This window comes from Oligoflexus sp., assembly GCF_035712445.1.
Classification (GTDB): domain Bacteria; phylum Bdellovibrionota_B; class Oligoflexia; order Oligoflexales; family Oligoflexaceae; genus Oligoflexus.
On sequence record NZ_DASTAT010000142.1, the window covers coordinates 1 to 25,700 of the forward strand.

Annotated in this window: 28 protein-coding genes; 9 read left to right on the plus strand and 19 right to left on the minus strand. The window is 49.4% G+C overall.

Annotated elements, in window-relative coordinates; translation table 11 throughout:
• Positions 1-136 precede the first annotated feature (136 nt).
• On the plus strand, positions 137-580 hold the full coding sequence (locus VFO10_RS29915; RefSeq protein ID WP_325145700.1) for a hypothetical protein: 444 nt from the start codon (positions 137-139) through the stop codon (positions 578-580).
• Positions 581-710: 130 nt separating this feature from the next.
• Here VFO10_RS29915 and VFO10_RS29920 read toward each other — a convergent pair whose 3' ends face one another.
• Positions 711-884, minus strand: coding sequence for a DNA methyltransferase (locus tag VFO10_RS29920; protein WP_325145701.1), 174 nt, complete (start codon positions 882-884; stop codon positions 711-713).
• 248 nt (positions 885-1,132) lie between these two features.
• Between VFO10_RS29920 and VFO10_RS29925 the strand changes: the two genes are divergently transcribed.
• The 3 genes from VFO10_RS29925 to VFO10_RS29935 all read left to right on the plus strand — a co-directional run bounded on the left by VFO10_RS29925 (position 1,133) and on the right by VFO10_RS29935 (position 5,752).
• Positions 1,133-3,667: a PASTA domain-containing protein gene (locus tag VFO10_RS29925; RefSeq protein WP_325145702.1), complete on the plus strand. Its 2,535-nt coding sequence runs from the start codon at positions 1,133-1,135 to the stop codon at positions 3,665-3,667.
• On the plus strand, positions 3,664-4,461 hold the full coding sequence (locus VFO10_RS29930; RefSeq protein ID WP_325145703.1) for a hypothetical protein: 798 nt from the start codon (positions 3,664-3,666) through the stop codon (positions 4,459-4,461). Before VFO10_RS29925 ends, VFO10_RS29930 begins: the two co-directional genes overlap by 4 nt.
• Before the next feature lie 901 nt (positions 4,462-5,362).
• Positions 5,363-5,752, plus strand: a complete 390-nt coding sequence (locus VFO10_RS29935; protein WP_325145704.1) for a PASTA domain-containing protein — start codon at positions 5,363-5,365, stop codon at positions 5,750-5,752.
• A gap of 21 nt (positions 5,753-5,773) precedes the next feature.
• Here VFO10_RS29935 and VFO10_RS29940 read toward each other — a convergent pair whose 3' ends face one another.
• The 14 genes from VFO10_RS29940 to VFO10_RS30000 form a co-directional block, all read right to left on the minus strand.
• On the minus strand, positions 5,774-6,547 hold the full coding sequence (locus tag VFO10_RS29940; protein ID WP_325145705.1) for a DNA-methyltransferase: 774 nt from the start codon (positions 6,545-6,547) through the stop codon (positions 5,774-5,776).
• Between the two features lie 170 nt (positions 6,548-6,717).
• Positions 6,718-7,320 carry a hypothetical protein gene (locus VFO10_RS29945; RefSeq protein WP_325145706.1) on the minus strand — a complete coding sequence of 201 codons (603 nt, stop codon included), beginning with the start codon at positions 7,318-7,320 and terminating at the stop codon, positions 6,718-6,720.
• 18 nt (positions 7,321-7,338) lie between these two features.
• Positions 7,339-8,088, minus strand: coding sequence for a C1 family peptidase (locus VFO10_RS29950; protein WP_325145707.1), 750 nt, complete (start codon positions 8,086-8,088; stop codon positions 7,339-7,341).
• A 155-nt stretch (positions 8,089-8,243) separates the two neighbouring features.
• On the minus strand, positions 8,244-8,474 hold the full coding sequence (locus VFO10_RS31520) for a helix-turn-helix domain-containing protein (RefSeq protein ID WP_414697048.1): 231 nt from the start codon (positions 8,472-8,474) through the stop codon (positions 8,244-8,246).
• Between the two features lie 7 nt (positions 8,475-8,481).
• Complete coding sequence (locus VFO10_RS29955; RefSeq protein WP_325145708.1) at positions 8,482-8,670, minus strand: hypothetical protein; 189 nt, start codon at positions 8,668-8,670, stop codon at positions 8,482-8,484.
• Between the two features lie 8 nt (positions 8,671-8,678).
• Positions 8,679-9,176, minus strand: a complete 498-nt coding sequence (locus tag VFO10_RS29960; RefSeq protein ID WP_325145709.1) for a glycoside hydrolase family 108 protein — start codon at positions 9,174-9,176, stop codon at positions 8,679-8,681.
• Entirely contained in the window at positions 9,176-9,463 is a 288-nt protein-coding gene (locus VFO10_RS29965; RefSeq protein ID WP_325145710.1) for a hypothetical protein, read from the minus strand. Before VFO10_RS29965 ends, VFO10_RS29960 begins: the two co-directional genes overlap by 1 nt.
• A 34-nt stretch (positions 9,464-9,497) precedes the next feature.
• Complete coding sequence (locus VFO10_RS29970; protein ID WP_325145711.1) at positions 9,498-9,803, minus strand: hypothetical protein; 306 nt, start codon at positions 9,801-9,803, stop codon at positions 9,498-9,500.
• Positions 9,803-10,057 carry a hypothetical protein gene (locus VFO10_RS29975; protein ID WP_325145712.1) on the minus strand — a complete coding sequence of 85 codons (255 nt, stop codon included), beginning with the start codon at positions 10,055-10,057 and terminating at the stop codon, positions 9,803-9,805. Before VFO10_RS29975 ends, VFO10_RS29970 begins: the two co-directional genes overlap by 1 nt.
• Before the next feature lie 26 nt (positions 10,058-10,083).
• Positions 10,084-11,031 carry a hypothetical protein gene (locus tag VFO10_RS29980; RefSeq protein WP_325145713.1) on the minus strand — a complete coding sequence of 316 codons (948 nt, stop codon included), beginning with the start codon at positions 11,029-11,031 and terminating at the stop codon, positions 10,084-10,086.
• Positions 11,032-11,051: 20 nt separating this feature from the next.
• Positions 11,052-11,453 (minus strand): RusA family crossover junction endodeoxyribonuclease, encoded by a 402-nt coding sequence (locus VFO10_RS29985; RefSeq protein ID WP_325145714.1) that lies wholly within the window; start codon positions 11,451-11,453, stop codon positions 11,052-11,054.
• Positions 11,454-11,512: 59 nt separating this feature from the next.
• Positions 11,513-11,944 (minus strand): single-stranded DNA-binding protein, encoded by a 432-nt coding sequence (locus VFO10_RS29990; RefSeq protein ID WP_325145715.1) that lies wholly within the window; start codon positions 11,942-11,944, stop codon positions 11,513-11,515.
• Between the two features lie 91 nt (positions 11,945-12,035).
• Positions 12,036-12,968, minus strand: coding sequence for an AAA family ATPase (locus tag VFO10_RS29995; protein ID WP_325145716.1), 933 nt, complete (start codon positions 12,966-12,968; stop codon positions 12,036-12,038).
• 3 nt (positions 12,969-12,971) lie between these two features.
• Positions 12,972-13,844, minus strand: coding sequence for a PD-(D/E)XK nuclease-like domain-containing protein (locus VFO10_RS30000; protein WP_325145717.1), 873 nt, complete (start codon positions 13,842-13,844; stop codon positions 12,972-12,974).
• A 449-nt stretch (positions 13,845-14,293) separates the two neighbouring features.
• On the opposite strand from VFO10_RS30000, the gene VFO10_RS30005 reads away from it, so the two are divergent.
• On the plus strand, positions 14,294-14,653 hold the full coding sequence (locus VFO10_RS30005) for a hypothetical protein (protein ID WP_325145718.1): 360 nt from the start codon (positions 14,294-14,296) through the stop codon (positions 14,651-14,653).
• Between the two features lie 109 nt (positions 14,654-14,762).
• Here the strand turns inward: VFO10_RS30005 and VFO10_RS30010 are convergent, their stop codons facing one another.
• Positions 14,763-16,922: a hypothetical protein gene (locus VFO10_RS30010; RefSeq protein ID WP_325145719.1), complete on the minus strand. Its 2,160-nt coding sequence runs from the start codon at positions 16,920-16,922 to the stop codon at positions 14,763-14,765.
• Between the two features lie 702 nt (positions 16,923-17,624).
• On the opposite strand from VFO10_RS30010, the gene VFO10_RS30015 reads away from it, so the two are divergent.
• Both VFO10_RS30015 and VFO10_RS30020 read left to right on the plus strand, forming a co-directional pair.
• Positions 17,625-18,338 carry a hypothetical protein gene (locus VFO10_RS30015; protein WP_325145720.1) on the plus strand — a complete coding sequence of 238 codons (714 nt, stop codon included), beginning with the start codon at positions 17,625-17,627 and terminating at the stop codon, positions 18,336-18,338.
• Positions 18,339-18,345: 7 nt separating this feature from the next.
• Positions 18,346-18,798 carry a hypothetical protein gene (locus VFO10_RS30020; RefSeq protein ID WP_325145721.1) on the plus strand — a complete coding sequence of 151 codons (453 nt, stop codon included), beginning with the start codon at positions 18,346-18,348 and terminating at the stop codon, positions 18,796-18,798.
• A gap of 113 nt (positions 18,799-18,911) precedes the next feature.
• Here VFO10_RS30020 and VFO10_RS30025 read toward each other — a convergent pair whose 3' ends face one another.
• The 3 genes from VFO10_RS30025 to VFO10_RS30035 form a co-directional block, all read right to left on the minus strand.
• Positions 18,912-20,345 carry a hypothetical protein gene (locus tag VFO10_RS30025; protein WP_325145722.1) on the minus strand — a complete coding sequence of 478 codons (1,434 nt, stop codon included), beginning with the start codon at positions 20,343-20,345 and terminating at the stop codon, positions 18,912-18,914.
• Positions 20,346-20,435: 90 nt separating this feature from the next.
• Complete coding sequence (locus VFO10_RS30030) at positions 20,436-21,482, minus strand: hypothetical protein (protein WP_325145723.1); 1,047 nt, start codon at positions 21,480-21,482, stop codon at positions 20,436-20,438.
• Positions 21,479-22,687 (minus strand): helix-turn-helix domain-containing protein, encoded by a 1,209-nt coding sequence (locus tag VFO10_RS30035; protein WP_325145724.1) that lies wholly within the window; start codon positions 22,685-22,687, stop codon positions 21,479-21,481. Before VFO10_RS30035 ends, VFO10_RS30030 begins: the two co-directional genes overlap by 4 nt.
• Before the next feature lie 519 nt (positions 22,688-23,206).
• Between VFO10_RS30035 and VFO10_RS30040 the strand changes: the two genes are divergently transcribed.
• Positions 23,207-24,709, plus strand: coding sequence for an ArnT family glycosyltransferase (locus tag VFO10_RS30040; protein WP_325145725.1), 1,503 nt, complete (start codon positions 23,207-23,209; stop codon positions 24,707-24,709).
• Positions 24,709-25,680, plus strand: a complete 972-nt coding sequence (locus VFO10_RS30045; RefSeq protein ID WP_325145726.1) for a glycosyltransferase — start codon at positions 24,709-24,711, stop codon at positions 25,678-25,680. Before VFO10_RS30040 ends, VFO10_RS30045 begins: the two co-directional genes overlap by 1 nt.
• Positions 25,681-25,700: the final 20 nt, after the last annotated feature.

The following is a 25,700-nucleotide window of genomic DNA, read 5'->3' on the forward strand; positions in this document are numbered from 1 at the left end:
GTTGATGATGATGGAGTGCGAGAAATCTATCGCATTACATCCGAATACAAAGAGAAGATTCATGAGGTTCTGGATAAACGAAAAGGCAACAATGTTATCGTCGGTTCGCTTATCGCCGGGCCAGTGGAGTGATACGATGAAAAAAACATTACTGACTATAGTGCTTGCCTCATCTGAAGCTTTTGGAGGGAGCGGAATGAGTGGCGGCACCCCTCCAGCCATCAAGGATTTGGAACAGATTCTTAATCTCAGTCCCGAGCTTGATGGTGGTCTTTATGATTTGAAGGGCGATCTCGGCCTTCTCACTAAAACAAAGCTTCAGCCGCATATCCTGGTGAGCGCGGGTTCAATCGGCAGCGGAACTTCCTCTTCGGAATTTGATGCTGGTACCGGCGGCGTAAATCCTCCAGTACTTAGATTCTCCCCCGAAGACATTCGCATCCTCCGTGACTGGAAAAAACCCGTCGGGACAGTTGGGCCAAGTGGCGGCAACCTTTCTTACGAAGTCAGCGAAGGCGATACGCTTGATTCAGTGATTCTCAAAGACCGCAGAATGCTGATCCGGGAAGCCACACGATAAATCAGATTAGAGGGCAGGCAGGCTTTCAAACCTGCTCTTTTTTGTCCAAACTGCAAGCAGGTCCAACCTTACACTGCAGCATTCCGAAACTCACTTAGGGCTGCGGACAGTCCATTACAGCGGCCACTGATTACAAGGCAAACACATTGCTGATCAGTTTGGCTTTCAAACTATACTGATTTTCCATTCGCGCAATGATCTTCTCGCAAAACAAAGGCTCAATTTCGACGCCGAACGCCTCACGGCCTGCTTCCTGAGCGGCTGCGAAGATCACTCCTGAGCCGGCGAACGGGTCATAATTCACATCCCGCCTAATCGGACCTTCTATACGCTAAGGTTTTCTACCCGAAAGCGGATATATTCTGATTTAATTATTACCGAACTAAATCATCTACCTAAGTTTAAAACCTTCCTTTGGCCAATAAGCTACAAGTTTAATGAGGTTAATATTTATTAAATCAAGATTTGGCGCTAAGCATTCGATAAGACCTGAAACCTCCATAAGCACATGGTTTCTCTAGAGGAGTCGTATTCTGTGTAACTGGAGGCGTAATGCGTCAGCTTTTTGTTCCAAGGGTACAACGTCTTAATTTACTACGCGCCGTAATATTTAGCTTCGGCATTCTTTGTTTAAATCCGAATACAGTTCATGCACGAGACTGCGGCCCCCCTGGTCAAATCTATGTTGATTGGGATGATGATGGTGCAGTCGAAAAAGAGCCTACATACACTTATAGTCCTAATCCACTTAATAATTGCGCTGATGTAAACGCACCTCGCCACTGGGCTATTGCTGTGGAAGAAAGAGAAGCGTCAACACTGACGGATTGGGAATTCTTTGATTGCGCCCCTGGAGATCCGACGAAATATGTCAGTACCTATACATATGGAAACGATGCGGACGGTGACGGTTATCCATATCCACTCACAGGACCTACCCAATTCTGTACGGGACCAAGCCAAACAACGCCGGGTGTTTATGGATGGGAAGGCAGAGGATTCATTAACTCAGAGGACCCCTTCCCACTTGAAGACGACTTACCATTTGCACCTACAGTCTACAAGGATACAGATGGTGATGGCGCCGTAGATAGCTTTACTTCTATTATATGGAGCCTGGATCCGGACATTCTTTCCGGAAAAGCGAAATACGTTGCACCATATGATTATGTGTGGGGAGAAGGATCCGTATTACTTTCGGCAACTCAACGCACAGTTGAGATTGATTGCGATCCGCTTGACCCACAGTGGACTAGACCTGATCCAATTACAGGTGAGTGCATGCGGGATGAAGATAAGGACGGCGTGCCAGACGGCGTTGATAAATGCAGTGATCCCAATGACCCTCAAGACAAGGACTATGTTTACGACAGTAAGTATGAAATTGCAGAGAGAAGGGGATGCCCTGCTTGCCCTGAACTTTACACCTCAGGTGGAGTTCATTCGATTATCTACGCAAAGGAAGCTTTCATGGCCACTTCTCTGGCACAGTATCATGCTGACCAGAGCCAACCCTTTGATGTCATATTCGCTCCAAGCTGCCCGAGTAATACTGCGTTCAAAATAAAAGTTAAGGACGTTTCCAAGGCAGCAAAAGTTGATCATTTCAACTGGTGGCAAAGTATGCGATTCACAGACGCAGATGTTTATGAGTTTCCAGATAGTTATGAGAGCGCGCTTGTGACCGCGATTGTGAAAAAAGAGCCTCTGGACATTTCGCAAGGAACTTTGGAGAGTTTTAGAGCTGCCACGACTGATGGCTGGGCTCAGGACATGGGCGAAAACATGGTAAATCGGTTTAACGTCGCCATAAAGCGGAAGCCGGATGCTAATGGACGATATCAATTCAGCCCATTCTCCAAGCAGATCGGGTGCTCAGACGGCCCGCTGGATAGGTTTCCATACTACTATAATGAAGGGGGCGCTTGCTCGTGGGAAAACCGGTTTATAGATGAAAACAAGAACTTCGTCGAACGCTCCAAAGGGTTCGGTTTTCACTTCTCGGATACTCCAACTCTGACGGAAGGTTTTGTCAGTGAAACCAATCGCATGCATTTTTTTGTGAGACTCGCAGGGGTTGCGGCCAACGGGCGTTTCGTCAATTTCCATGTTGGAACTGATTGGTCCTCCTGGCACACAAATTCTGTAGCTCCGGGACGTTTCAATATCACAGCGGGAAATGCGAATAATCTCGGCCCTCTGACAGAGGAGCGCCTATCTCGCATGTCCAGCGAGGGGATCATAGGTATTGGGCAACTGCATGCCCCGAATTACCTCGGTCGGAATCCTTCGTCTTTGGAGACGCTTCAGTTTATGAGTGATAGCGGTTTCACTGTACGCAATGTCTCCTTTGAATTCAGTGATTCAGTAGAAAAAGACTTGGTCATACGCCAAACACCGGAGCCGTTTGTTATGTCCACGTCCGGATACGTAGACATAGTGGTGTCTCTCGGCAAAGCTGCGTCTTGTAGCGAGTTGTCGCACGGGTCGACAACGACACGCACACTTTACTTAACCTCAAATGTTCCGTTCGGTTCAAGTTGTGAGACACAGAGGGAAATCCAGACCGGGACCTGCCACAATGGCAACATCAGCTGGACAGGAACCGCCAGCTTTGAAACATGTTCGGTCAATGCACCGCTTGCATGTGGGAATATTCCTCACGGGGTGCAAACCACACAAATCCGGTATGAAAGTGCGACCGTTCCATTCGGAAGCAGCTGTGATACCGTAAAGGAAACGCAAACTGCAACTTGTTACAATGGAACTTTGATATTCGACGGAACTTTTACTTATGAGAGTTGCACAATTATGCCTTCACCTATAGGCCAGTGCATTAAATCAAAGACACATGTTTGCAAAGCAAATCTTTTTGAAGTGGATTCATGCAGGATACCAGGGAAGATCGTAGAAGCGAAAGTCATCGACACTTACAAAAATTCGCACTGCCGTCCCGAGCCTGCAAACCTAAAGTGGTGGCAGATTCTGGAGCGATTTGACACTTATAAAATTGAAGGTGATTCAATAAAAGCCCAGCTTGGTTGCCAGGCAAAATTCAATGTGAAGTATATTGGGAGCTGCAAGTGAGATTCTTGATTCCGTTGGTTCTGACCTTGTTGTGTGGCTCAGTTGCCATTTCAGGCGTATTGTGGCCAGGGCCAGACGGAACGTTACCAAAGCTGGACGAGCATGAAGTCATCTTCCTTGGCGAATTGACGAAAGTCGAATCGAAGACGGAAGACTGTGAAAAACCGACTCTTTGCCGTTATGATTACAGCTTTCGTGTTCTCAAAGTGTACAAGGGGAAGATTGGGACTGAGGCCGTATTGAGCCTCAACCAGTACACGAGCCCCGTAACTCCTCCGCTTGAATCTATCCACGGGACCTATCTCATGTACGCAAACTATAAGGACACAAAATCGGGAAAGCGGCTCTTTTTCGATAGGACACCAACTAGTCCCAGCTTCATCTATACTCGAATACCGGTTCAGGACTGGGGCCCCAGTCTTCCCAGTTTTGATGACCTGCGTTTGTTTTGGAAGTCAAACCTAAGCCGCTGGGTGAACACAAGAGCTGTCAAAGTCAACGAACCCCAGAAGCTCGTAAAGATAACACGAGATGAGGTGCTACGAGTTATCGTGCTCAATCGACCCAAACTCATTCCTTGTTACGGGGAGGCTCTAGCTCCCCTCAAATCGGGCCAGGTGGCGTTGCAGTACAGGGTATCCAGTGAAGGAAAAGTTCTAAGCGTGCAGCCAGCGATTGGTACGAAAATTCCCCAAACCGACCGGGCAAAGCACTGCTTTCTTGAGGAAACCAAAGGCTGGGCTTTTCCGCATAAAAGTGCAAAAGAAGCCGAATTTGTGATCATTTTTGAGTAGTGTCTGCAATTGGAGTGGCTTTTCTACGTGGCGTTAGGCTTTGAGTAGAGTTGAATGGGCTTCTGTGTTGGGTGAATCCGCTCGCATTGCAGGAGCACTCGACTTCACAAACGGTATTTTAACTATTCACAAGATACTGAACGAAGCTAAAATAGTGTCGGGGTCAATACCGGAGATATATTTCCAAACCCAACTCCATCAGGCTTGCAACGATCGTTGTTGAACTCTGCTGTGCTGCAAGGCATAAAAACATATGGAGTCGATAAATAACTGTGTTAAAAAAAAGTATCCTTTCATAATTGTCTTTGCATTTGTGTCTCTACTGGGCTGGATATTCGTTAATTGCGAGTCTAGAATTGTGATTATAAAAGAGACAAAACTAATGTCACAGCCTGTTCCAGATGGGCTCAAACCCGACAACTCTGTGGTTGAAGTCCTAAGTGAAGGTACAGAGGCTACGATCTTGGAAGAGAACTCGACAAAAGAATGGCTTATCCTAAAGATTAAAACTGTGAATGGAACGCAGGGTTACATCTTCGGCGACGTTCACTATCGGCGAGTTAAATAAATCTTCTAACTGGAAGGAGGGGATCGCTTATGCGTCCCTCTTTTGTGCAGCTATCTGGAATCGATCGCGTAGCTCTCTCGATTCCAAATAGGAGCTATCTAGTTCACCGTTATCGTAGTAGCGGTCAAAGTATTCATCGAACCGCCTTTACACCTGCTCTCTGAATTGACAGCGAGCCGGCGTAGATTTTTTATCCATGAGCAAATAGAGAATCCAATTTTACGGGTTGCCCCGCATCTAGGAGGGCGCTGCTTGTGATACCGAGTTTAAAGTGAAGTATATCGGAAATTGCAAATAATCGTTAGATCATCAGTAACAGTGAGGCTGCAAAAAATGTGGGTATATTTAAGGGCTCTCGTCTTGGTAACAATGATTTATGGAAGTTTTACAGTTTTGCCCTTCCGAGCCCTGGGTGGATCTGCTGTTGCCTCAAAGGTTACGTTAGCGAAAAATTTGGATGTTAAACCACCGCTTGGTGGGAAAGGGGGCTCCTTGGGAATGGATAAGCCCATGGAGTGGGTTCCCCCTTTGGAAGGCAAGGATCCAAATGATCCTGCCGTTATCGAGGAATTCATAGCTGGCTCAGGATTCTCAATCAAGATAGTCGGGTATAAAGCCAGCAGCACTGTAAAAAAGGGAGCCATTGTCTCTCAAGTGCCTAAGCCCTACTCTGAGGTTAAAAAGCCTGGAAAAATTGAAGTGATCATCTCAACAGGTCCTTAAAAAGGCGATTCAGGCTACTGATCAAGCCATCGCACTCGGAACAAATACATTGCCGATCACCCTTGGCTTTAATTGATACTGGCTTTCCATTCGCGCAATTATCTTCTCGCAGAATATGGGCTCAATTTCGACGCCTACCGCTGAACGACTGGTCTCCTGAGCGGCCGCGAAGATCACTCCTGAACCAGCGAACGGGTCATAAATCACATCCCCTTTTTCGGTGTGGTTCAGAGTCGGACGTATATAAAGGTCGATAGGCTTTTGAGTGGGGTGGATGCGATCTTTTCCTGGCGGAATTTCAGCCTCCCAGAGTGTCGTTTGCTTTCGGTCGCCTTTCCAATTTGCGGTTTCACCAAAGCGAACGGCATAAACGCAGCTTTCGTGCTTCCAATGATATGCAGCCCGACTCAATGTTGCCCGGTTCTTTGCCCAGACAATGACCTGCCTCGGCTCATAGTCCCCATCGCGAATGGCCTGTAGAGCCACGTCTGTCGCGGTCGAGGCATGCCAAATATAGGCGACCCTGGCCTGGGAGAGATAAAATGCCCGCGACCAGGACGCGCGATGATCGTTCCGGATCCTGAGTTCTTCCAGAGTCGTCCCCTGAGCGAGGACAGTTGAAGGCTCCTTCCGGTCCCTGACTTTGAAATTCACGCCGTAGGGCGGATCAGTAACCATGAGGACGGGTAACCGATCTCCGAATAGTGGCGCAAGCATCGCACGCTCGGAGCTGTCACCGCAAAGGAGAGTGTGTCGTCCGATTTTAATAAGATCGCCGAACTTGATTTTTTCCATGGGTGTTCCCTAAGAAGGTGTCCGCTTCCCGTCGATGACAGCTAATGATGTTGACATCCATCTGACTTCGCAGGAGTATTGTCGGGACAGCTTGGGAGAGCTGGTGGGAGGGATCGCTTCAAAGCGGTCCCTTTTTTATGGGCAGCTGTTTGAGATTGGTCGCCTGGCTTTCACGGTCCTAATGAACTATGAAGTTCATCTGCATCGTAGTAGCGATCAAAATACTGATCGACCACGTCCTCCACCTGCTCGCTGAATCTCCATCGTGCTAGCGTCGTCTTTTTATCCTTGAGAAGATAGAGAATTCTAAGATGCTGACCGCCCCTTACACGCTGAAAAATCCCGTGGTGCGGATAGGGCTTCCAGGATGCATATTTAGAGAAGTCAAAAGCGAAGACATCCTTACGGCTGCGCAAGGCATTAGGAAACATCGACCGCGGAATGAGAGACCTGGTGGTTGGACGGGCCGCTTTTGGGATCGCCACATGCCCCTGGGGCTTCCAGACCTGCCCCTCTTCCTGCTTCAAAAGCCAGGGGTCCGAAGAGAAGACGCGAGCCCGAAGGGAATCTCGGGTGGCCCGTTCAAACCGTATACCTTTTTGTGCCCAGTTTTTGCGCAAAGTAAAACGAGAAGGCATGTCCGCTTTAAGGGATTTACTTGCATGCTGGGCCGTCTGGTTCAAAGCGGCCATAAGACGTCTTGTCTCTTCGATCATTTCCGCCGCAGACCAGTTGCCACTATCATTATCGTCAATCACATCGATGATCAGCATGCAGGTCCCTCGACCAGGTTAACGAATGGTCCAGAAGTCGCTGGAAAGCTTTGGATCCTCGATGAAACGGTAGGGGAGATAGCCATAGCCTTCCTCGCCCCAATCCTCACCCCATGAGTTACGGATGATCAAAGCCTCCTTTGTGTCATCGTATCCGACCACAAGAACAGCATGTCCGCCCCCCCGCTTCTCTCCAGCCTTGGGCACAGGGATATGACCGGTTTTCTTCACGCTGCGGTCGTAAACGGACGAATAAACTCCAAAACCAAGAATGATCGGATAGCCTTCACAAAGGACTTCGCGGAACTGATCAAGGTCCCGATCAAGACGCTGGTAGGACTTGATTCTCTCCTTCGCCGCCTCGGTAATAACCTCCTCCGAAGGACGTGCCGTGAATTTTTTGATATCATAGGGCCACTTGCTCTCAGGTGGATAGCCCCAGCTTGCAATAGCCTTGATTGTGTTGCGGATGGTCGCACCCGAATCAACGTTTTTAGTGCCTTCGAGCATCCTGGTCGCATAGTAAACAAAGAGCCTTGAAGGAACAACGACAGGCATGTCCCGATCGTAAATATCAAGGAACATGCAGGCTGCTCCTGCGGCCTGAGCTGTGCAGGATCCGAGATCGCCCTGATCCCATACGCGAAAAAATCGCTTGCGATGGTCAAGAATCGCTGGAAAGGATTCCCTCGATTTTTTCGCTTTGTAAACGTGGTCCCGCTCATCAACCTTGTCCGGGATCCAGCCGAGTTTTCTTCGTTCAGTCATTGCACTTTCCTTATCAAAAGCCCATGGTCAGGCTTTTGGAAGGATAACTCCCGGCGCGTGGAGGAGGAAGAATGCCGACGTCCGCACGGGTGCGGACACGCTGCGTGCTGCTTGGAGTTGACGTGATAATGTTTTAACCGGGCAGACGCACGACGTCAGCTGGCATTTCTGATTCTCGCATCCCAATAGATGGCAAGGATTTCGTCTTTCCTTTCGCGGGCTGACAGCGCAGAAAGGATGCACTCCAGAACAAACGACTTTGGCAGGCGTCTTCCAGACTCAATATCTGAAATGTATCCTCGCGAGTACCCGGCCTTCCTCGCCAGAACGCGAACCGAATAACCCCGATCCTCACGGATGGCTTTCAAACAGTTCCCGAGGTTCATTTATACCTCAAAAAAGTGGTTTGATTTTCTCAATTACCAGAAATAAAAGACCCGCCACCGACACGGCAGCAAAAGTTACTGCGATCATTGCATGCAGCGACAGGGTTGAACGACCTCCATGTTTGAAAACCGGAGGCTCCTCATTGGCACCCAAAAGCACATTCGCGAAAAGCCTTGTCTTTAGATCCTCTTTCATGTTTGGCCTCATGTAGAAATTGCGATGTTGATTATACGCTTTTCCCAGCCGGTTCCAAAAATCTCATAAGTTTCAAGGGTCCGGTAAAAGCGAAGCCGCTCGACAAGAAACGATGCCAGGACACGCTTTGGAGCATAACCCTTAGCAGCTTTGACAGTCCTTTCACCCATGATGCCATCCACCACAAGGCCTGCCCCGAGTCGATTCAGGGCTTTTTGCAGGAGTTCTCCCGCTGCGCGCATCCCGTGGTTCACGGCCGCGTCGAAAAGCGGCAGGGAAAGCCGCGGGGAAAACCTGCTGAGTCGCAAGGGGATCCAGTATTTCGCCCGGTAAATCCCGATAGCCTGTTCCTCGGTAAGGTCTCGGATCCCGTCCGCGCCGAGTTCCGGGTGAGCCCGTAGGGAAATTCCATATTTCGTGAGCCCGCCCGGATCATCGGGGTGGGAGACAATCCGTCCCCCACCTTCCATCTCCAGGACGAAGCGAACCGCGTCCTGAAATTCCATCAGGCTGCCCGTCCGATGTTCAGCAGCGCAGTCTTTGTCGCGCGAAGCGCAAATTCTGCGAGATCGATCACTTCAATCCCGGACAGGTCGTCCACCTCGCCAGGAATTTCGGTGAAGCCAGCTACGGCCTTCCCGAGCTTTTCCTGGAATTCGGAGGACATCACGACCCTGACAGCGTCAGTCCATTGAAGTCCATCACCTTTGATCTCCTTCGCAAGGAGCTCGACCAATGTAAGCACGAGCTGAAGAACTTCGATCGTTTCCTGAGTTCCTTTTTTGTCAGACATATTTACTTCCCATCTTTAAAGAAAGTGACCAGACTCAACCTGCCAAACCACCGGCAAGCCTTGACTGGATATTCTCTACAGTAATTGCGTTGTCGCCCTCGGTATTGTTGTTCCGTTCCCGGATCTCACGATTCAGCGTCCTCACGTCAGCCTTGATCTTTTTGATGAGGCTGCCATAGGCGGAGCTATAGGCCTTCCTGTTATCCTCGGCCTCTTCGAGCTGTATTAGGGAACGCGACATGCGCGCCTGAATCTCATCGGTACTCATTGCCATCAGCTCGTCCCTGCTGATGCCCGAGTACGCATTCGATTGGTCATTGATCTGATCCAGAGTTTCCATCAGCGATCCTTTTCAAAAATAAACTTTTCCAGCTTTTCAATCCGTGACTGAAGGCTCTTCACCTCACCCTGATACGTCAGCTCGAAGACTACCTCCAGCTTCTGCAGCCGGCTGGATACATTGTCGAGCTGCCCCTTGAAGGCATCGAAGCTCTCGCGCAGGGATTTCATGGAATTCAAGAGCAGCAGCGAGAGCGGTATGCCGCCTGATGCGCCTACTGCGAGTGATTGCAGTGTGTCTATGTTAAGGTCCATTCCCATCCCATGGTTGTTGGAAATTATCAGTTTAAATACGCCTGCGCCTCATGTCTGTTCAGGGCAAAGAGACCGTTGGTGTTCGGTTCCAGATGTTCCTGGAGTGCAGTGGCCTTTTCCTTGACCGAAGACAGCATCGAACGTGTAGTATCATTTGTGACACCAAGTTTATCGAAGGTTTTCTCAAGCCCCCTCGTTAGGCCCACAATCGTTCGTGTGGAATGATAAGTTTGGAAACGATACTGCTCATCTGTGCTCATTTCATCGCGCGTCTTCTTCACGATCTCAATCGAATAGACAGGATTATTGAAGATGTCGTTTGGCTCCCTGCGATAGATAGGGATGCTGAACTTTGGAGACTTCTTGTTTCCTCCGAGGGCGATATGGTGATCTGCTGCTTCCAGTCTCGCGTTAAGTTCCGCGATTTGCTGATCCTGCTGCCCAAGCTTGATTGTGAATTCAGCGATTTGCTGATCCTTGATGCGCAGGTTCGCTTTTTGAATCGCAGACTCATCCAGAACAGCTTTTAGTTTTTCAGCCGTATCCAGCAGCTTTGCTTCAACCTCAATGAGCTTTTCTGAGTTATTCCAAAGCTGGTAGTAAATGGCCCATGACTCGCGCGTACTGATAAGCTTCAGCAGCTGCTGAACACTCGCTTTGGGTACAAAGATTGCGCGGCGGGCGTGCAGAAGGAGGATGCCTGCGTCCTTCAAGCTACGCAAAGACTGCTGACCCAGAGGAACAGTAGTGATGGCGTATCTGTAGATGTGCTTCCAGACGGCCCTTTCACCGATATTCGTCATTTCGGCAATCTGGGACACAGTAAGTCCCTCCAAATCGCCACTCCTAATGACCTTTATTATCGAATGCCGACCTTCAACAAAAAGCTCCTGAGGAATGACCTTGATATCGATGAGCTCCGTTGGATCCGTATCGGGCTGACACTTCTGACGAATAATATTCGGTTCACTCATTGAGAGGGCTCCATGACCTGTTAGCAAATCACTGCATCCAGGCAGCGCGAAACTTCGATCTCAATCCAACCAGGGGCTTCAGGTGGCGCATAAAATTTGATGCAGCGGCCGTCGACAATCCGTGCATCGTTCACCCAGAGAATTCCTTCGAGAGCGTCACCTATAAGCTTCTCGATATTGTCATAGTCCGGCTTCGTATCCGCATACACTTCGTTACGCTTGGACTTTGGACGTGTTCTATAGGCAAGGATCCGGACCCGCAGTGGGCCATCAAGCGGTTCTCCCTGGTATTGCTGCCGAACTGCGGTGGCAATAGCCTCCATCGCCGCCCTGGTTTCCGGATGCTTATGCACTCCAAAGCGGGTCCGTCGCGCTTCTTTTTTTCCTTCCGGTTCCAGAGGTATGGTAAACTTTAGTGGCACTCTAAATCCTGTTTCTTGACTGGAGCAGCGCTCGCCCAATCGCACGGGGCGGGCGACTTTCAGTACGGAACATCGCTGAGATCAGAATCGCCGAAGTCACCCGAGACGTTTAGGTTTCGCCCAGTTCGCGGCCGGTTATCGGCTGGCGGACTCTCCTCATTATCGCCACGCCTGTCGAGAAATTTCACATCCTCGGCCACCACGTCAGTAGCAGAACGCTTTTGCCCATTGTCGTCCCAGGATCGGCTTTCAAGTCGCCCCTGCACATAGAGCTGAGAACCCTTTCGGGTATACCGCGCTACATTCTCCGCCTGCTTTTTCCAGACCATGATGTTGTGCCATTCGGTCTTTTCCTGCCGTTCGCCCCGCTGATCGGTCCAGCGCTCGCTTGTGGCAAGACTTAGACGGCAGTACGCGGCACCGCTCTGGGTATGCTTCAGCTCAGGATCACGGCCAAGTTTTCCAACGAGGATGACGGTATTCACGCTCATGCGTTCCTTGCTGCCTTTCCGCAAAAGTAACCAATTGCATATCCACTGGCAAAGACAGCAAAAGGTATTAGAAAAAGAAAGATAAGCGTGATCAACATACTACCTCCGTCGCAAAATCACTTTCAAAGGCGTTCTGGGCTTCGGCAGCTGCTTCGTCAAGGCGTGCGCGGAGTTCATTGCGCGAACAGCCATCGACGGTTTTTATGATGAATGGCCAAAGCTCCTCCGTAATTTTCAGCTGCGCAAGCCGCTGTTCCATCCAGGCTTTGGTCTTTGGATTGTCCGCAGAAATCGGCGCACCCCCTGGTGCCGCCTGCTGGTTGCCATCCGGTTTAAGCTCCTCAGCCCGTGACCAGGCGAGCAGCTCCCGTCCAATCGCCTCAGAGGGTATGAACTCAGGACGGCCATGGAAAATGCCTGCTCTATCCTTCTCAATCGTAGCCATGTGGTTGTGATTAAGTCCGATATTCACATCCAGCTCGTATTCAAAGCCTTCCCGCATCTCGGACCTCATGCCGGCTTTTTCGACCCTCTTGCGACCACCTTCCTCATGCAGGACATACTCGACCTTGCGGCGGGTACAGACGATGACGTGCAAGGGGCATTGAAGGATGGCTCTAATGAATTTGTTATGATGGGGCGTGATCTGCTTCCAGTCGTTGATGGATTTATTGATCCGTTCCTTCTGCTCGAGACACCATTGCCACTCATGGCTGGCTGAGTCGAGGATAATGACTTCCATCCCGGCATCGGCGGCCACTTTCATGGCTGCAATCCAGCGGTCTGGGGAAAATCGGTGATCGTCTTCACTTTCGAATAAATTAATCACCTGATAGGGACCGAGGTCCCTGTGGCCGGCATACTTGTCCCCCGACCCTTCGGTATCGATCAGGCAAACCCTATCCCACGAGGTGGCAAGGCCCCGGGAGATCCTGAGACTGGAAAAGGTCTTTCCATGCCCACTCGGAGCTGTAATGCCGACTTTGACAAAGACTTTCTTTCGTTCCGCTTTTCTGAGCTTCACTCTTCACTCCCACCACTCGCCGGCTCCCGGCGCTGAAAATGTGATTTCGGAATCGGCACCGCTTTCGTCTTTCTCCCTTGGCCGGCGCATGAAGCGGCGCACATCAAGTGGCCTGATTTCCTCCTGTAGCCCCGGCCAGTTTCCCGTCGCCTCACACTGCTTCAGGAGGGAGAGGTTCCGACGGATGAACTCACGGCCTTCCGCAAGATCATCCGCCGTAGCCTCATATGCAGCGGTGAGGTAGGGGGGATGGGGCTCAATGACGAGGAAAATGTATCTCTCTGGCAGGATTCCAGTTGTTCCATGAACGCCGTCAACTGTCATCGCAGCTGAGACGTGATAGTGAAGTCTGCCGGCGGATCGGACGAACCCTTCCTCCGTGGCATCAGCAGCAGTTTTGAAGTCGATTATGGTAAGTTGGTTCGCAGAGATCCAGTCAGGGCGGCATTTGCAAAGCAGCCCCGTGTCACAGTCGATCCAGTAATATGAAACTTCAAAGCGCCCGGGTTTTCCAAGAGCCTCACGTGCCGGGCCATATTCGTACATGGCTTTCCGCATGGCAACTACCTGTCCAACCTCATCCGGAGTCACACAAATTTTTCCAGGATGGGCCTTTACGAATTCCTTCCATTCCTTCGAACGCTTGTCGCTGACCTCGGGCCCCACCCTGCACTCTTCCTCAAACGCACCCTCCATCGCGATATGGAAGATACTTCCGGTATGAAGTGATCTGTTTTGCCGGGACTTCCCAGGATTGTCGATGAAGTCCCGATAAGTCCGCGGTGATCGATCAAGCTTGCAAAGACCAGTCTTCGAGATACCACCCGAAGTGTGGTAACGCTTGATATCAAGATCGGGATAGATTCCTGGTTGCACTCAACACTCCAGAAGGGAGGCTTGAAAGACCCTACCTCCAATGGTTACAGGAGGAAGGATTGAAGTCCGATACGCGCTATAGGATCGGACGATTTGGAATATACACTTTGCTCGTGAAGAAACTCAAAGGAATAAGGCAAATAAACTTTGATTTCATCTTTGCATTTTAGGTCTGCAAAAGCGCTCTGCAAAATCGTTGTGTAGAATCGTAGGGTGGAAAAAATCTTGAGCCGCAGCAAGCAATCCAAGGCTGGTTCCAAAGGACAGTTAACCTTTTCAAAGTCCCTCCATGGACCTATGGAGCATTGTTGTTCAACGAGTGATTTTGGAATATAGTGCCATTTACCTCTAAGTCACCTGCGCACGGAAACTTCTTGGTTTGTCGTAAAGGGCGAGTGACAGTGAGATTGAAAATAGGAACGAAAAATTCAAGGTTACGGCAGGATCTTATGGATTCAAGAAATATCTACGAAAAATGTCAACATTTGATGAAAAAAGTAGTCTGGCTGAAGTGCGCTGACGACGAGTCTGAGTATAAATACGTCGGTGTAGGATCGAGCTTTGCAAAAGAAATTGCTGCAGATGTGATTTCATCAAACTTCAACGACACTATGATTCTGATGGTATTGCATAGAAAAACCAGTATGGAAATTAATATCAAAGAAGCTGCTGATTTGTTGCAGCAGCATACCGAAACCCGGAATGTAGTTTTGACAGATAAATCCTTTCGGATTTTCGTCGAATTCAACACGGTCGGAAGCTACAGAGTAGGCCACTATCTTGAACCGGGAAGAGTGCCTCAGCTCTGATGATCCCCACTAGCTTTTGTAATTGCACCCTCAATGACTTCCAAGGACGGGTGAACACCAGCCACTCGCTCTCACCGATATATCGAATGCTGAGTTACTGATGACTTAATCAGGGGATTATACTCAGAACTCCCCGGACTCTTTTCTCTGTGAACGTGCAGCACAGCGATTGCCAAAGATCGCCGTCACTTAGTCGCGCATACCCCTTCTCCATCGAACGTAGTGTTGCCGGTTTAAAGCCACGACAAAGTATCGGGATAGCCGCATCGAGTCTGAACCGGGGCACGTCTGATACGAAAGCAGGCTTCTGCTCAATCTCCGAATGCCTGGTAACCTCAGCAATGGCGTCCGATGGAGTATTCGGTCCCGAACCACAGACCAAGGTCACAACGTCCCAAGGCAATGGTGGAGCGTCGCCTGAAAGTTCATTTTGAAGTACCTCAGCTGAGGCCGAGATGACCTTAAGGCAGCAATCCTTGTCCAGAGCGGCAAAGGCCCGAATGGCTGCATCCTGAACCGGAAATCTTGTCCAAATGTCCTGCAGCAAAGATTTCTGCGACTTGATCAGCTTCGGCCAGATTCGGTGGATGAGCCAGCGCTGTCTGCTTGGGTCCGATGGGAGGTCGCGAAGCCGGTCGTTCTTCTTCTCCGAGCAACCAGGGCTCTCGCGTTCGGAATTGGCCCTTGTTTGCGTTAAAGATGCCTTCCCCAGATCATCGGCGCTCTCAACCTTATCGAGCCGACCAGGGGCTTTTTCGCGTGAATGGAGTGCGTGCGTCAAAGACTCGTTCTGACTGGCTGTTTCCTGGGCTCCGACCTCCAAAGGACTGCGTCCGGATAGAAATGCGGCTGATAAATCCTCAATGGCAAGCGAGTTGTAGGCTATGGCTCGATTACCTCTGCCCGCATACACGTCTGCCACGTAGCGCGCGAACTGCCTCGCAGCGGACTCTCCTCCAGTTTTGAAGATGTCAGCTACGGCGTCCGTCCAAAGACCTGGATCACATTTCCGGTTTCTGCTGCTGACAAAAACATGGCTGACTGAATCGGCAATGCTGATGATGCGCGCTTTGGGCAACCGACTACCCTCGAGGTCAAGATCCCCCCTCTCAGTCGAAGGCAAGCCGTGCTCGTCTTCTTCTTCCATGCTTTCTTTTATAGGCTTTATTATAAAGGCTTTATTATAAGAGCTGGAACCATTGTCCACCAAGGGTTTCAATGGGGTGTCGGAAGGCGTTTTTGCAGTCATGCATGGCTGAAATACAGTCAACCATGGCTGAAATGCAGTCATGCCAGATGAAAATACAGAATTGGAATGCACAACCGCCTCTGATTCTGCAGAGCGAAAGTACAATTTACGTGATTCAAATGCAGAGCCATTCGACGGAGTAACGCCGTCAGAAGGCTCTTCAATCGGGAAGGACTGAAGCATAGGTTTAAAGGAATCCTTCCTCTCCTGTCTTCCTGCCTCATCCGAATAACGGGTGATCCCGCGAGATGGACGCCTTTTAGGAGCAGGATAGAGGTCCTGAGCAACTTTGAATTTCCAATTGTGAACATCAGTAAGATGGAAATAAAGGAAAACCACTCTACCAAATTTCCTTCGCTGATGCTCTTCAATGGCAATCATCCCCACCTCATCAAGAGTATCCAGGGCCTGTCTGATGGTCCTCCAGTTGAGTTGTAGGTTTTTTGAGAGACCTGAAATGGTCGGATTTACATCATGCGGGAGCTGACTGAGCCATGCCCAGACGAACCGGGGTCTCCAGCCAATTTGAACCCTGAAGAGAAGATTGGGCACCCGAATTGTATCGGATTGGGCCAGGATAAATTCACGCGCTTCGTTGATCCGGGGAACGTGCTCGGAAAAAGTCCGCGGTGCATGGGCAAATGGATCGACTGAGTCGGCAAATGGAACATTTGAAAAAGACCATCGGCATGGGTGTGATATGTGCCATAGCGGCTTTTGCCGGTCGCCAACCGATAAATTGTCATGAAACAGAACGCCTTTGGACTTCAGACTTCTGAGCGCCCTCTTAAGGACTTCGGAACTCATTGCAAGATCGGTGGTCATATCGTGAATGGACGGATGTTCACGGTTGGCAAGGCTGAGTAGATAGCCAAGCACCATCATTTCTTCACTGTCCAGCCACGAGAATAACCTTCGAAGTAACACAGTGTAACGCTTGCCCCGTTCGAGTGAATAAATATAGTCTCGACGATGAATGCGCCGGGTTGCATCAACGTCATAAAATTGCTTTTCGCTCACCGCCATTCCTCCGGGAAATTGGGAATGCGATTCAAAGCGAAACCCACCGAATTGAGAACCCGGACCACGCAAATCGTAGGCGCAGCCTTGACAGCATTGATATTCATTTAACCAAGCCTCAATGTGTTCTGTGAGAGTCACGCGAACAATTAGCCGAGGAAACTCCCTAGGCGCCATGTCCACGAACCCACGATAATGACGAGCGAAAAGCCCATCACAGTTTGAAGAACAGATTTAATTGCGAGATGGAAATAATTTTCTGTTGCATGGAAGGCCGAGACTGGGGGATATCAAATCCACTTGTTGTTTGGATTTAATTCTGTCTCATACAGAAAGTTCGGCGGCTGCGTCAACAGCCGCTGAATTCCATTTTAACCCTCACTGTTATTTACGATCTCCTTCACAGTAATCCGCTGCGGTTGATTTTTCCTCGAAAACGAAAAGAAATTATTTAACCAAAAAAATTGCAATATTTCTGCTTCAAGCCTAAAAATATTTTCTCATACAACTCCTCTTGATATCGCTTACGAGTAAGCCTAAAAATGCTGTCGGCGAGCATATACAAAAGTTTTGTAAGCTGTGAAGGGTAAAAGCTCCAAGCGATGATTTTTACAAGGTTTGTAAAAAGTCCCTCCAAATTTGCAACGATTGTAGATTCCGTTGGATCAGTCTTATGCGCAGCACACATAGCGTGGAGGAGTAATGCAGAAGTGGGTAAGTGAGTTGAGAAGTCTTATAAGATCCTGGATGGACGCGTCCCCTGATCGAAACGTGTCTGTGCTCTATCGCATGGTATCAAAAATGCAGGACATCTCTTACGGCACAGTTAAGCATGCCGCAAAGGGCGATCATGAAATTAATCTTTGGTCGGCGATGGCAATCCTGAAGGTTGTCATTCCTACCAAAGACGGGAGAAAGAGCTTTATCGAACGCCATCATCCTGAGTACGTGGAATTTGCCCGGGAGTTCTTTGAGGATCATGAGAAAAAAGGAAAAGCCCCAGAAGTCTCAAAAATTGAGGCACACGTGCTGGCAAAGTTGATCAAAAAAGGATCCGTCAACCTGGAAGCAGCCAAAACTATGCTTGGCGATCAACTTTACTCGAACCTGCTTGCATGGCTTAACTATCATAATGTTGGAAAAGAGCAGGATGATTACCTGATTCTTAATGGGCCGCAAATTGATGTCGACAATTTTCATGCCGCAAAGCAGATGATTTCTGCTGCTATTGATGAAATGGATGCCACAAAATATGACGGTGATCTCATCAAGGTTGCGCTTGGCACGACGTCAAGGGAAGCAGCGCGGGAATGCTGGTACATCCAGGAAGAGACGTGGAGGAGATGCCATGAAATTATTAAAAATAATCCCGGTGATCACGAAATCTTGACTGCCAATATTATGAAATTTAATTGAGGTGAATATGAAACGACTGACTTTCGCGCTTTTGCTTTACTCAACAATAGTTCATGGAGGCGGCACAATAGGTGGTGGTAATCCTCCGGCACTTGAGGTTGACCCTACTAACATGATGGATCTGCAAGCAGGAGCCCTTGCAGACAAGCTTATTCAAGTCAAGCGACCAGGGTCAGGCTATAGCTATATGGTCCCCTTGAAGGATAGCATCCGCGAGTACAGCATGTCTGCCAGGGACTTGTATTCTGGTGATGAAACCGTGTTTCAAACGTCCAGTATGTCGGAGAGGCTGAACTTTAATGTGAGCAGATCCACAGCCCGCATGGTCGGGTCAACCATCCCAGCAGTTCTTCCAATCCTGCCAGATGATTTCACTGTGGGGCTAAGACCAACCGTTGAGGTCGTTTCCCGGTTCTCTCTCGACGAGACACCCACCCCACAGCCTAAGGAATTCAACTAATCCACAATGCCCGCGCCAGCGGGCCTCTTGTTTTCTAATTGAGAGAGCATTAAGCGCAGAACCACGGATTAATCAGCATCTCGCCTCCGACTTTCTCGGTTTTTAGGAATGCTTTAAGGCTTTTTCAAAGGACCCCGAGCCGCTTTGATAAGTTTTTCCAGTTCATCTGCTTCAGCCTTTTGAACTGCGTCAAAAAATCCTTTTGCCTTGCCGCGATTAGCGCGGCGATATGCTTTCATAAAGATTTCCGCCTGCTCTATATTCTGATTTTCAAGAGCAACCGCTGTACAAAGCAGTATGTCAGGGAGCTGATTGGGTTGCACGCTATGACAAAGTTCCAGTGCCCTCGCACTTTCCCCCATAAAGCGCAGTCCGAAGATAAGATCAAGGTCCGGTATCGGAGGCGAGACATCTTTGGGCAGTGATGTATAGCTGACAATTGAAGTTGCTTCCTGAAAAATCGGACGCAAGGCATTCCAATCCGGAACAGGTTTTAGAGCCTGTTCGAGATATGCAATCACCGTTTTTTGGATGAACGCATAACGCTGCTTTGCAAGACTCAGGCCCGCCTCATCAACCGGCTGACGAAGCTCCCGCTCAACGATTCCATGCCACATGAAATCATTGTGCTCCCCATCCCTGCCAAAATCCACAAGGACCTTGGGAGAATGTGGAGTATTTCTGTAGATGTCAAAGCGGTCTTTTTTTCCTTCGTGATCAATTGCCGCGAAGGCAAGTATTGGAGTCGTGAACGATCCTGAAGCGTTCTGCAGCTCCTCAAGAAGGGCAAACTCAATCTTCATCTTCGCAATATTTTCCATGGTTGTGTCGAGCAGGATCAATGCTCTTGTCCCAAAGCCACGTAGCGCAGCGTGCAGGCTGCTTTGGGCTCCAGCGCTGTATCCCATCAGCACAACCTGTGAAAAGTTCAAATGGGGATCAAGGCGCAGTTTTTCGCTCACAAGTATTGCATCGGCAAGCTGCAGCTCAGGAGAGCGCCTTGTATGATCAATATTCCCATTTGCATCAGGTGCGATTACTGTGAAAATGCAATAACCCTGCTGAGCCAGCGCTTCAAACAAAGGAGCGTTCTCTTCAAAGCCTCCTTGGGATCCCGTATGGTAGATGATGACTGGGAATTTCCCATCAGCAAAAGGAGCGTCTCGAGTAGCGCCTGTCAGTCGTTGGAATGCTGTAGGTTGAGACGGCCATGGATTCTGCGGAATCGGCATTAGCTGACTGATTTGTGCAACTTCCTGATAAATTATTGCGTTACGAAAGCGCTGATAGACGGCCAGATACTCCTTATCAAATGGGTCAGTCGCTTCAAAATAATCCGCATGCTTCATTTTTCCATCTAGTATTGGGGTGGGATACCAAAGGCTGACCCAAATTCGGCGATGCGGAGGCTGAGGTTTGAAGTCAGGCAGAATTCTGTTTGCATGCCAAACATCATCAACGGCAAATGACCGAAAACCAATACCGAATGGTCTCGCCTGAAGCGAGTTGCTGAATATAATAAACCAGACGATCGTCAGGAATCTCATAATGGTAACGCCCTGTTGTTTAAGGATTGCCCTATTATATTGTAGCAGACGTCACCCGACAACAAGCGTTTCCGTATCGTTTTCTAATACCTAAGCATCCATTGAAATAAGCTTCCTTTGTAAACGGGGACCGTCACATTGTGTCATTTCAGAGGTCTGATCTCTTAACTTCAGCATGTTGAGTGCTGATGCAGCCAAAAGTAAAGCTCTTAGCAGAATCAACAGGATGGACTCTATCCATAGGGTCTGGTCCAACGATGTACCCAAAACGAGGTCTTTCGGACCCTCACTGATTTGCTTTCTCAACCTGGAAACTTCAGCTCCAAAGACTTCCATGCTTTTCCATGCCCGGCCTTTTGTTGCCACTTCGAGCGATCTTTCAGCTTGTTTCAGTTGCTCTTTAATTTCAGTCGTTTCAGAAAGCTTGAATGTCGGCTCCGAGGCAGCTTTTGTACGCGATTTAGTATAGACATGGAAAGACAATGCTGAAACGAAATAGATGAAGAAGATCAGATGAACACCGATCCTAATCCATTCAAGCTTACGTCTAAATTTTACGGTGACAAGTGACAGGAATGCCAATTCACTGGCCAGAGCCAGAGGAACCGCATATCCTGGCAGGATGTCATGCTCGCGATAAAAAGCAACTTGCATTGCAGTCATTAGTATTGTCAATCCTGCAACGAGCAGCAATCTGAGGACGAAAGAAATTGGGATCTTACCTAAAAATACATTGAGCTTACCAGGCATTCCATCTGGACTATTTTTTACAGATTCGGTTAGCGCTCCAGGCTCATCACCCAATTCCCTGGCAAGTTTCAGACTTCTTTCCATTGGATTAAACTCAAACTGCATGTTGAAAGTAAATTCAGAAGTTTCAGTTCTCACTCCAGGTATGCATTCTGAAGTTTGAAATATTTCTTTCAGCGCTCTTGTTACTGGCTGAAAGTGTACTTCTGAGTTTGAAACCGCTTCCGTCGAGGTTGCAGCTTCCACATTTTCAATTTTCAGCGGAGGCACGATTTCAAGATGAGTTTGGCGCTTTTGACTTTTACGCGCTTTGGCTTGGCTCAGGATCCTTTCCCTGTTTTTCAGGTAATATTCGCGGTTCCGCTGCTTTTTTTCAGCCGTGGTCATGGCGTGACCTCCGCTTTCAATCGGGCACTAAGCCTTGCAAACAGTCCCAGGCAGTAGCCAAAGCTCAGTCTTGGTAGAGCTTCAAGAATGGATTTCAATTGGCACTTGAGCTGATCATTTAGATCAGTTTGGAGAAGCCTCTCAACTTCGGAGCGCAAGCCACGCTCGTCAGTAGGCAGGTTGAAATCAGGGTCGATGCCCAGGCGCTTCTTTGCCTTGTTGATAGGATCCTGAAGCAAGTGGCGAATGACTTCCTCAGAAGATCCGCCGAAATTTCGCGATTTCTTGTTAATAAACTCTGGAATTTCATCGAGCACCTGACCCAACTCGCGCTCGCTCTGTGCTTTCATCAGGGCAAGACCAGCTTTTTCAACAATCTCAGCCTTATTTTTCAGGGCACAGTCAAGCCCGCTGAATAGGAAGCAGATGCTTTTGGCGCGTGACGTGATATATGGATCGGACGTAATCACCAGCAGGCGTTCCATGTAGAATATTTCGTTCCCCCGAATCCGAATATACTCCTTTAGAAAGCGCTCCTTTTCACCCTTGGAAACAGGGATCTTCACCAGTTCTTCCCAGGCAACCACGATGCGATCCACTTCACCCTTCATCGTGAAGATGTCCCGACCGGAAAAAGAATCGGGTGAATCAGGATTTTCGTCTGGGACTTTGGGAAGGGAATTAGGGGCCGTCTGAAACATAGGGGCGGTTTGCTCTAAGACGGCCTCCCCATTTTCCGGCTGGGAGGGAGGGCTATACGAGACGATGGGGTAAGTGTGGCCATCAAACGAATCACCCACAGCACGCTTGCGGATACTCTGAATGTGCTTGCGACTTTCCATCACATCCTGAAAAAATTCAAAGGCTATCGGCGCCAAATAGTAATCATTCGAACTTTGTTGGTATTTTCCCTGATAGTTCAGAGCGCGTACCGCTTTGACTTTGACGTATCCCTTCTTCTCCAACGATCGAAGTTTTTTCCTGACAGTCGATTCGCTGATCTTGGTCGAGCGCGAAATGGTTGCAATGGAAGGAAAGGCAGGATGATCAAGAAAGCCTTTATCGAACGGCAAGAGTGACCCTATATAGGTCAAAATGCTGTGCTCATAGTGGTCGATGTCGGCGAGATGATCGAAGGCCCTTAGATAGCGGCCGCCTGAAAATACTGGATGATCCAATGGAAAAAGTTGACGCAAATTTGACATGATTCCCTCAATCCTTGAGGGAGCAACCGGCAGGTTGAAAAGCAGGCATAAGTCGCCTATCATCCGTGCAATGGAATGACGGGGTCTGCTTTGTCGAAATTGCCAGGCTCCGTTGTTTCAGGAAGCTGGAGGTGCGAACTCCGGCTTCCACAAAAGCCTTCAGTGCTTCTCTCTTAAATCTTCAAAGCACTTCGATGCTAAAGCAGATCCGAAACCTAGTGGAACACCACGGCACGGATTGGAACGGCATTGAGACTAAAAAAATTACTAAATGCCCCAGGTTACCTCATCTCGAAAATCTGCAATCGCAGCTCGAAAATTGTCGATTTTTGCCCACCAGAATCCCAAGCGAGGAAAGCCTCCCAGGCCTTCCTCTTTTTCTTTCTTCCCTGGCTATCTCCAAGACTATATCTTTGATCCGTCAAAAGATCAGATCGAAAACAATTTGTTTTGACCTGGCCCGTGGTTTTGAATAAAAGAAACCGGCGTCAGTTGGCGCATCCGAGCCGGGGAGTTATCGTGTTCAATAAGTTAAATCGGACTCACGTTATTCTATTATTGGCGGCCTTTCCACTGGTCCAGCTTCTTTTTCTGTGGAACGTCCTGCCGCTGCCTCCCGTCGGTCAGCATGTGTGGAGACAGGTGACGGGACTCGCCTTTGCGCGCAACTATGCTTTTGAACATGCCCCCTTCTTTCTTCCCAGGCAGGACATTCGTGTCGGTCTCGCCGATAACGGCATCGTCTATCATGAATTTCCTTTGATCTATTGGATCGTGGGCAAGCTGTACCAAATCTTTGGCTTTCACTTTGAAATCGGTCGTGCACTGGCCTTCTGCGTGAATATCATCGGCGTGCCTGGAAGTTATGTCCTGGCGCGACAGCTCGATTATTCCAAGCGCCGCTCGCTCGCTTTTGCGCTTTTTTACTGTTTTTCGCCGCTTTTCTTTTATTACACGACGACCCTGCTGCCGGACCTCACGGCGCTGAACTTTTTTATCTGCGGCGTGGCTCTGGTTCTCTATGCGAATCGCGAGTCGATGAAGACCCTCGCGTACTTCGCGGGCGTTTTGCTGATCGCTCTGGCCGTGCTCACCAAACCATCGTGGGCCCTTTATGGGCTGCCTCTGCTGGCCGTCTTTTTCAGAAAATTTTGGACCGCAAAGCGTCTACCATCTTTTAAAGAACTCATTCATCCTGCGCTGGCCGGCGTGATTATCCTGGGGCTTTTTCTTTGGCAGTATCTTTATAGTCGCGATCTCCTGGCGGCATCACCCTTGGAACGGGCCATACACGCCCAACTGAAAGTCGCTGAGCGTCCCCAGGGATGGAATGATCTCTGGCGCAATCTTTCGGCCGGCATCGGCAACTGGTTTATGGAAATCAATGTGGGTTGGGGCGCGATTCTGCTATTCCTGACCGGCGCCTGGACTGCGCTGCGGACGGGTATGAATGGAACGTTCTCGCGCCTTTTCTGGTCGCTTTATCTTCTGAGCTTCTGTATCTACGGCTACTTTTTCGTCATGCGCTTTGGTGATCACGACTATTATCTTACAGCGTCCCTCCCCTTGGCCGCTGCTCTCAGCAGCCGAGGCTTCGAGGTCTGGTTCACGCGCAACCGCCTTTGGAAAACCCTGGCCCTTATCCTTGCCCTTCTCTATCCGCTTGCCAGCTACATGAGGATCGAAGGCCGATGGTTTGGCAGTCGTCAGGTCCCAAGAGCCCTTTTGGAAGAGGCCCAGGGCTTTGAGCAGGTGATTCCAGCTGAAGATCGAGTCCTTGTCGTTGGTGACAAGACGCCTCTCACCTATCTATACTACATCAATCGCAAGGGCATCACCTACCTTTCCGTGCTGGATTCCAGTTTCCCTGAGACACTGGAAAAAGGCGATTTCCGCTGGCTTTTGATCGACAAAAAATATGTGGCGACGCCGCCGGTTCAGGTGCTGCAGAAATTCACGCTGGTTCCCGTGAAGCAGATTGATACTCTGGAACTTTATAAGCTCGAACCCGTGGGCCAATAATGATTAAAAATCTGATCATCCTTATCCCTGTGTTTAACGACTGGCCTTCATTCGCCAAGCTGGTCGAAGAAATCAGCCAGTTGAATCGCAAGAATTCTTTGGAATCCATCCATATCCTTGCGATCAACGATGGCTCCACGCTGACCCCGGAAACAAAGTCCCTGGAGCAGCGGCAGGATAAAACCCAGGTTTCCATACTGCACCTGAATCGGAATGTGGGTCATCAGAATGCGATAGCAGCCGGCCTCGGCTGGGTTGCTCAAAGTGAAGAGAACTTCGATGCTGTCGTCATCATGGATGGAGATGGCGAAGACAAGCCGCAGGATATCGCCCAGCTTATCGACAAGGCTGAAGCCAACCCTGGGCATATCGTCATTGCCGCGCGCGGTCGTCGGAACGAGAGCCTGACCTTCCGCATGGGCTACGGTGTTTATAAGCTCCTCTTCCGTCTTTTCACAGGCTTTCGCATCTCATTTGGCAATTTCTCGCTGATCCCCACCAGCTGCCTGACCCAGCTCGTCAACTCACGCGAAATCTGGCACTCCTATGCAGGCGGTGTTTTGCGGTCCCGCATTCCTAGAACCATGGTTCAGATCGATCGCGGCACCCGCTACTACGGTCAGTCCAAGATGAACTTCACCGGCCTCATTCTGCACGGGCTCAGCGCGATATCGGTGTTCGTGGACATCTGCACAGTGCGGGTTTTGATGATGACTTTGGGCTTCATCACCCTGTCCGCCTTGGGCATTGGGACCGTCGTGACGATGAAATTTCTAGGTCTCTCATCCCCGGGCTGGTCATCGACCATGGCTCTTTTGATGCTCGTGATCAGCATGCAATGTGTGCTACTCTCATTCTTCCTGATCTTCATCCTATTCATTTATCGAAACATGAACACGCAGATCCCGGTGAACGCCTCCAACACCCTTGTCAAAGACGTGTCGCACTCAAGCTCTGAGAGAATTTTGTGAGAATGGCTTAGCGGTTCGGA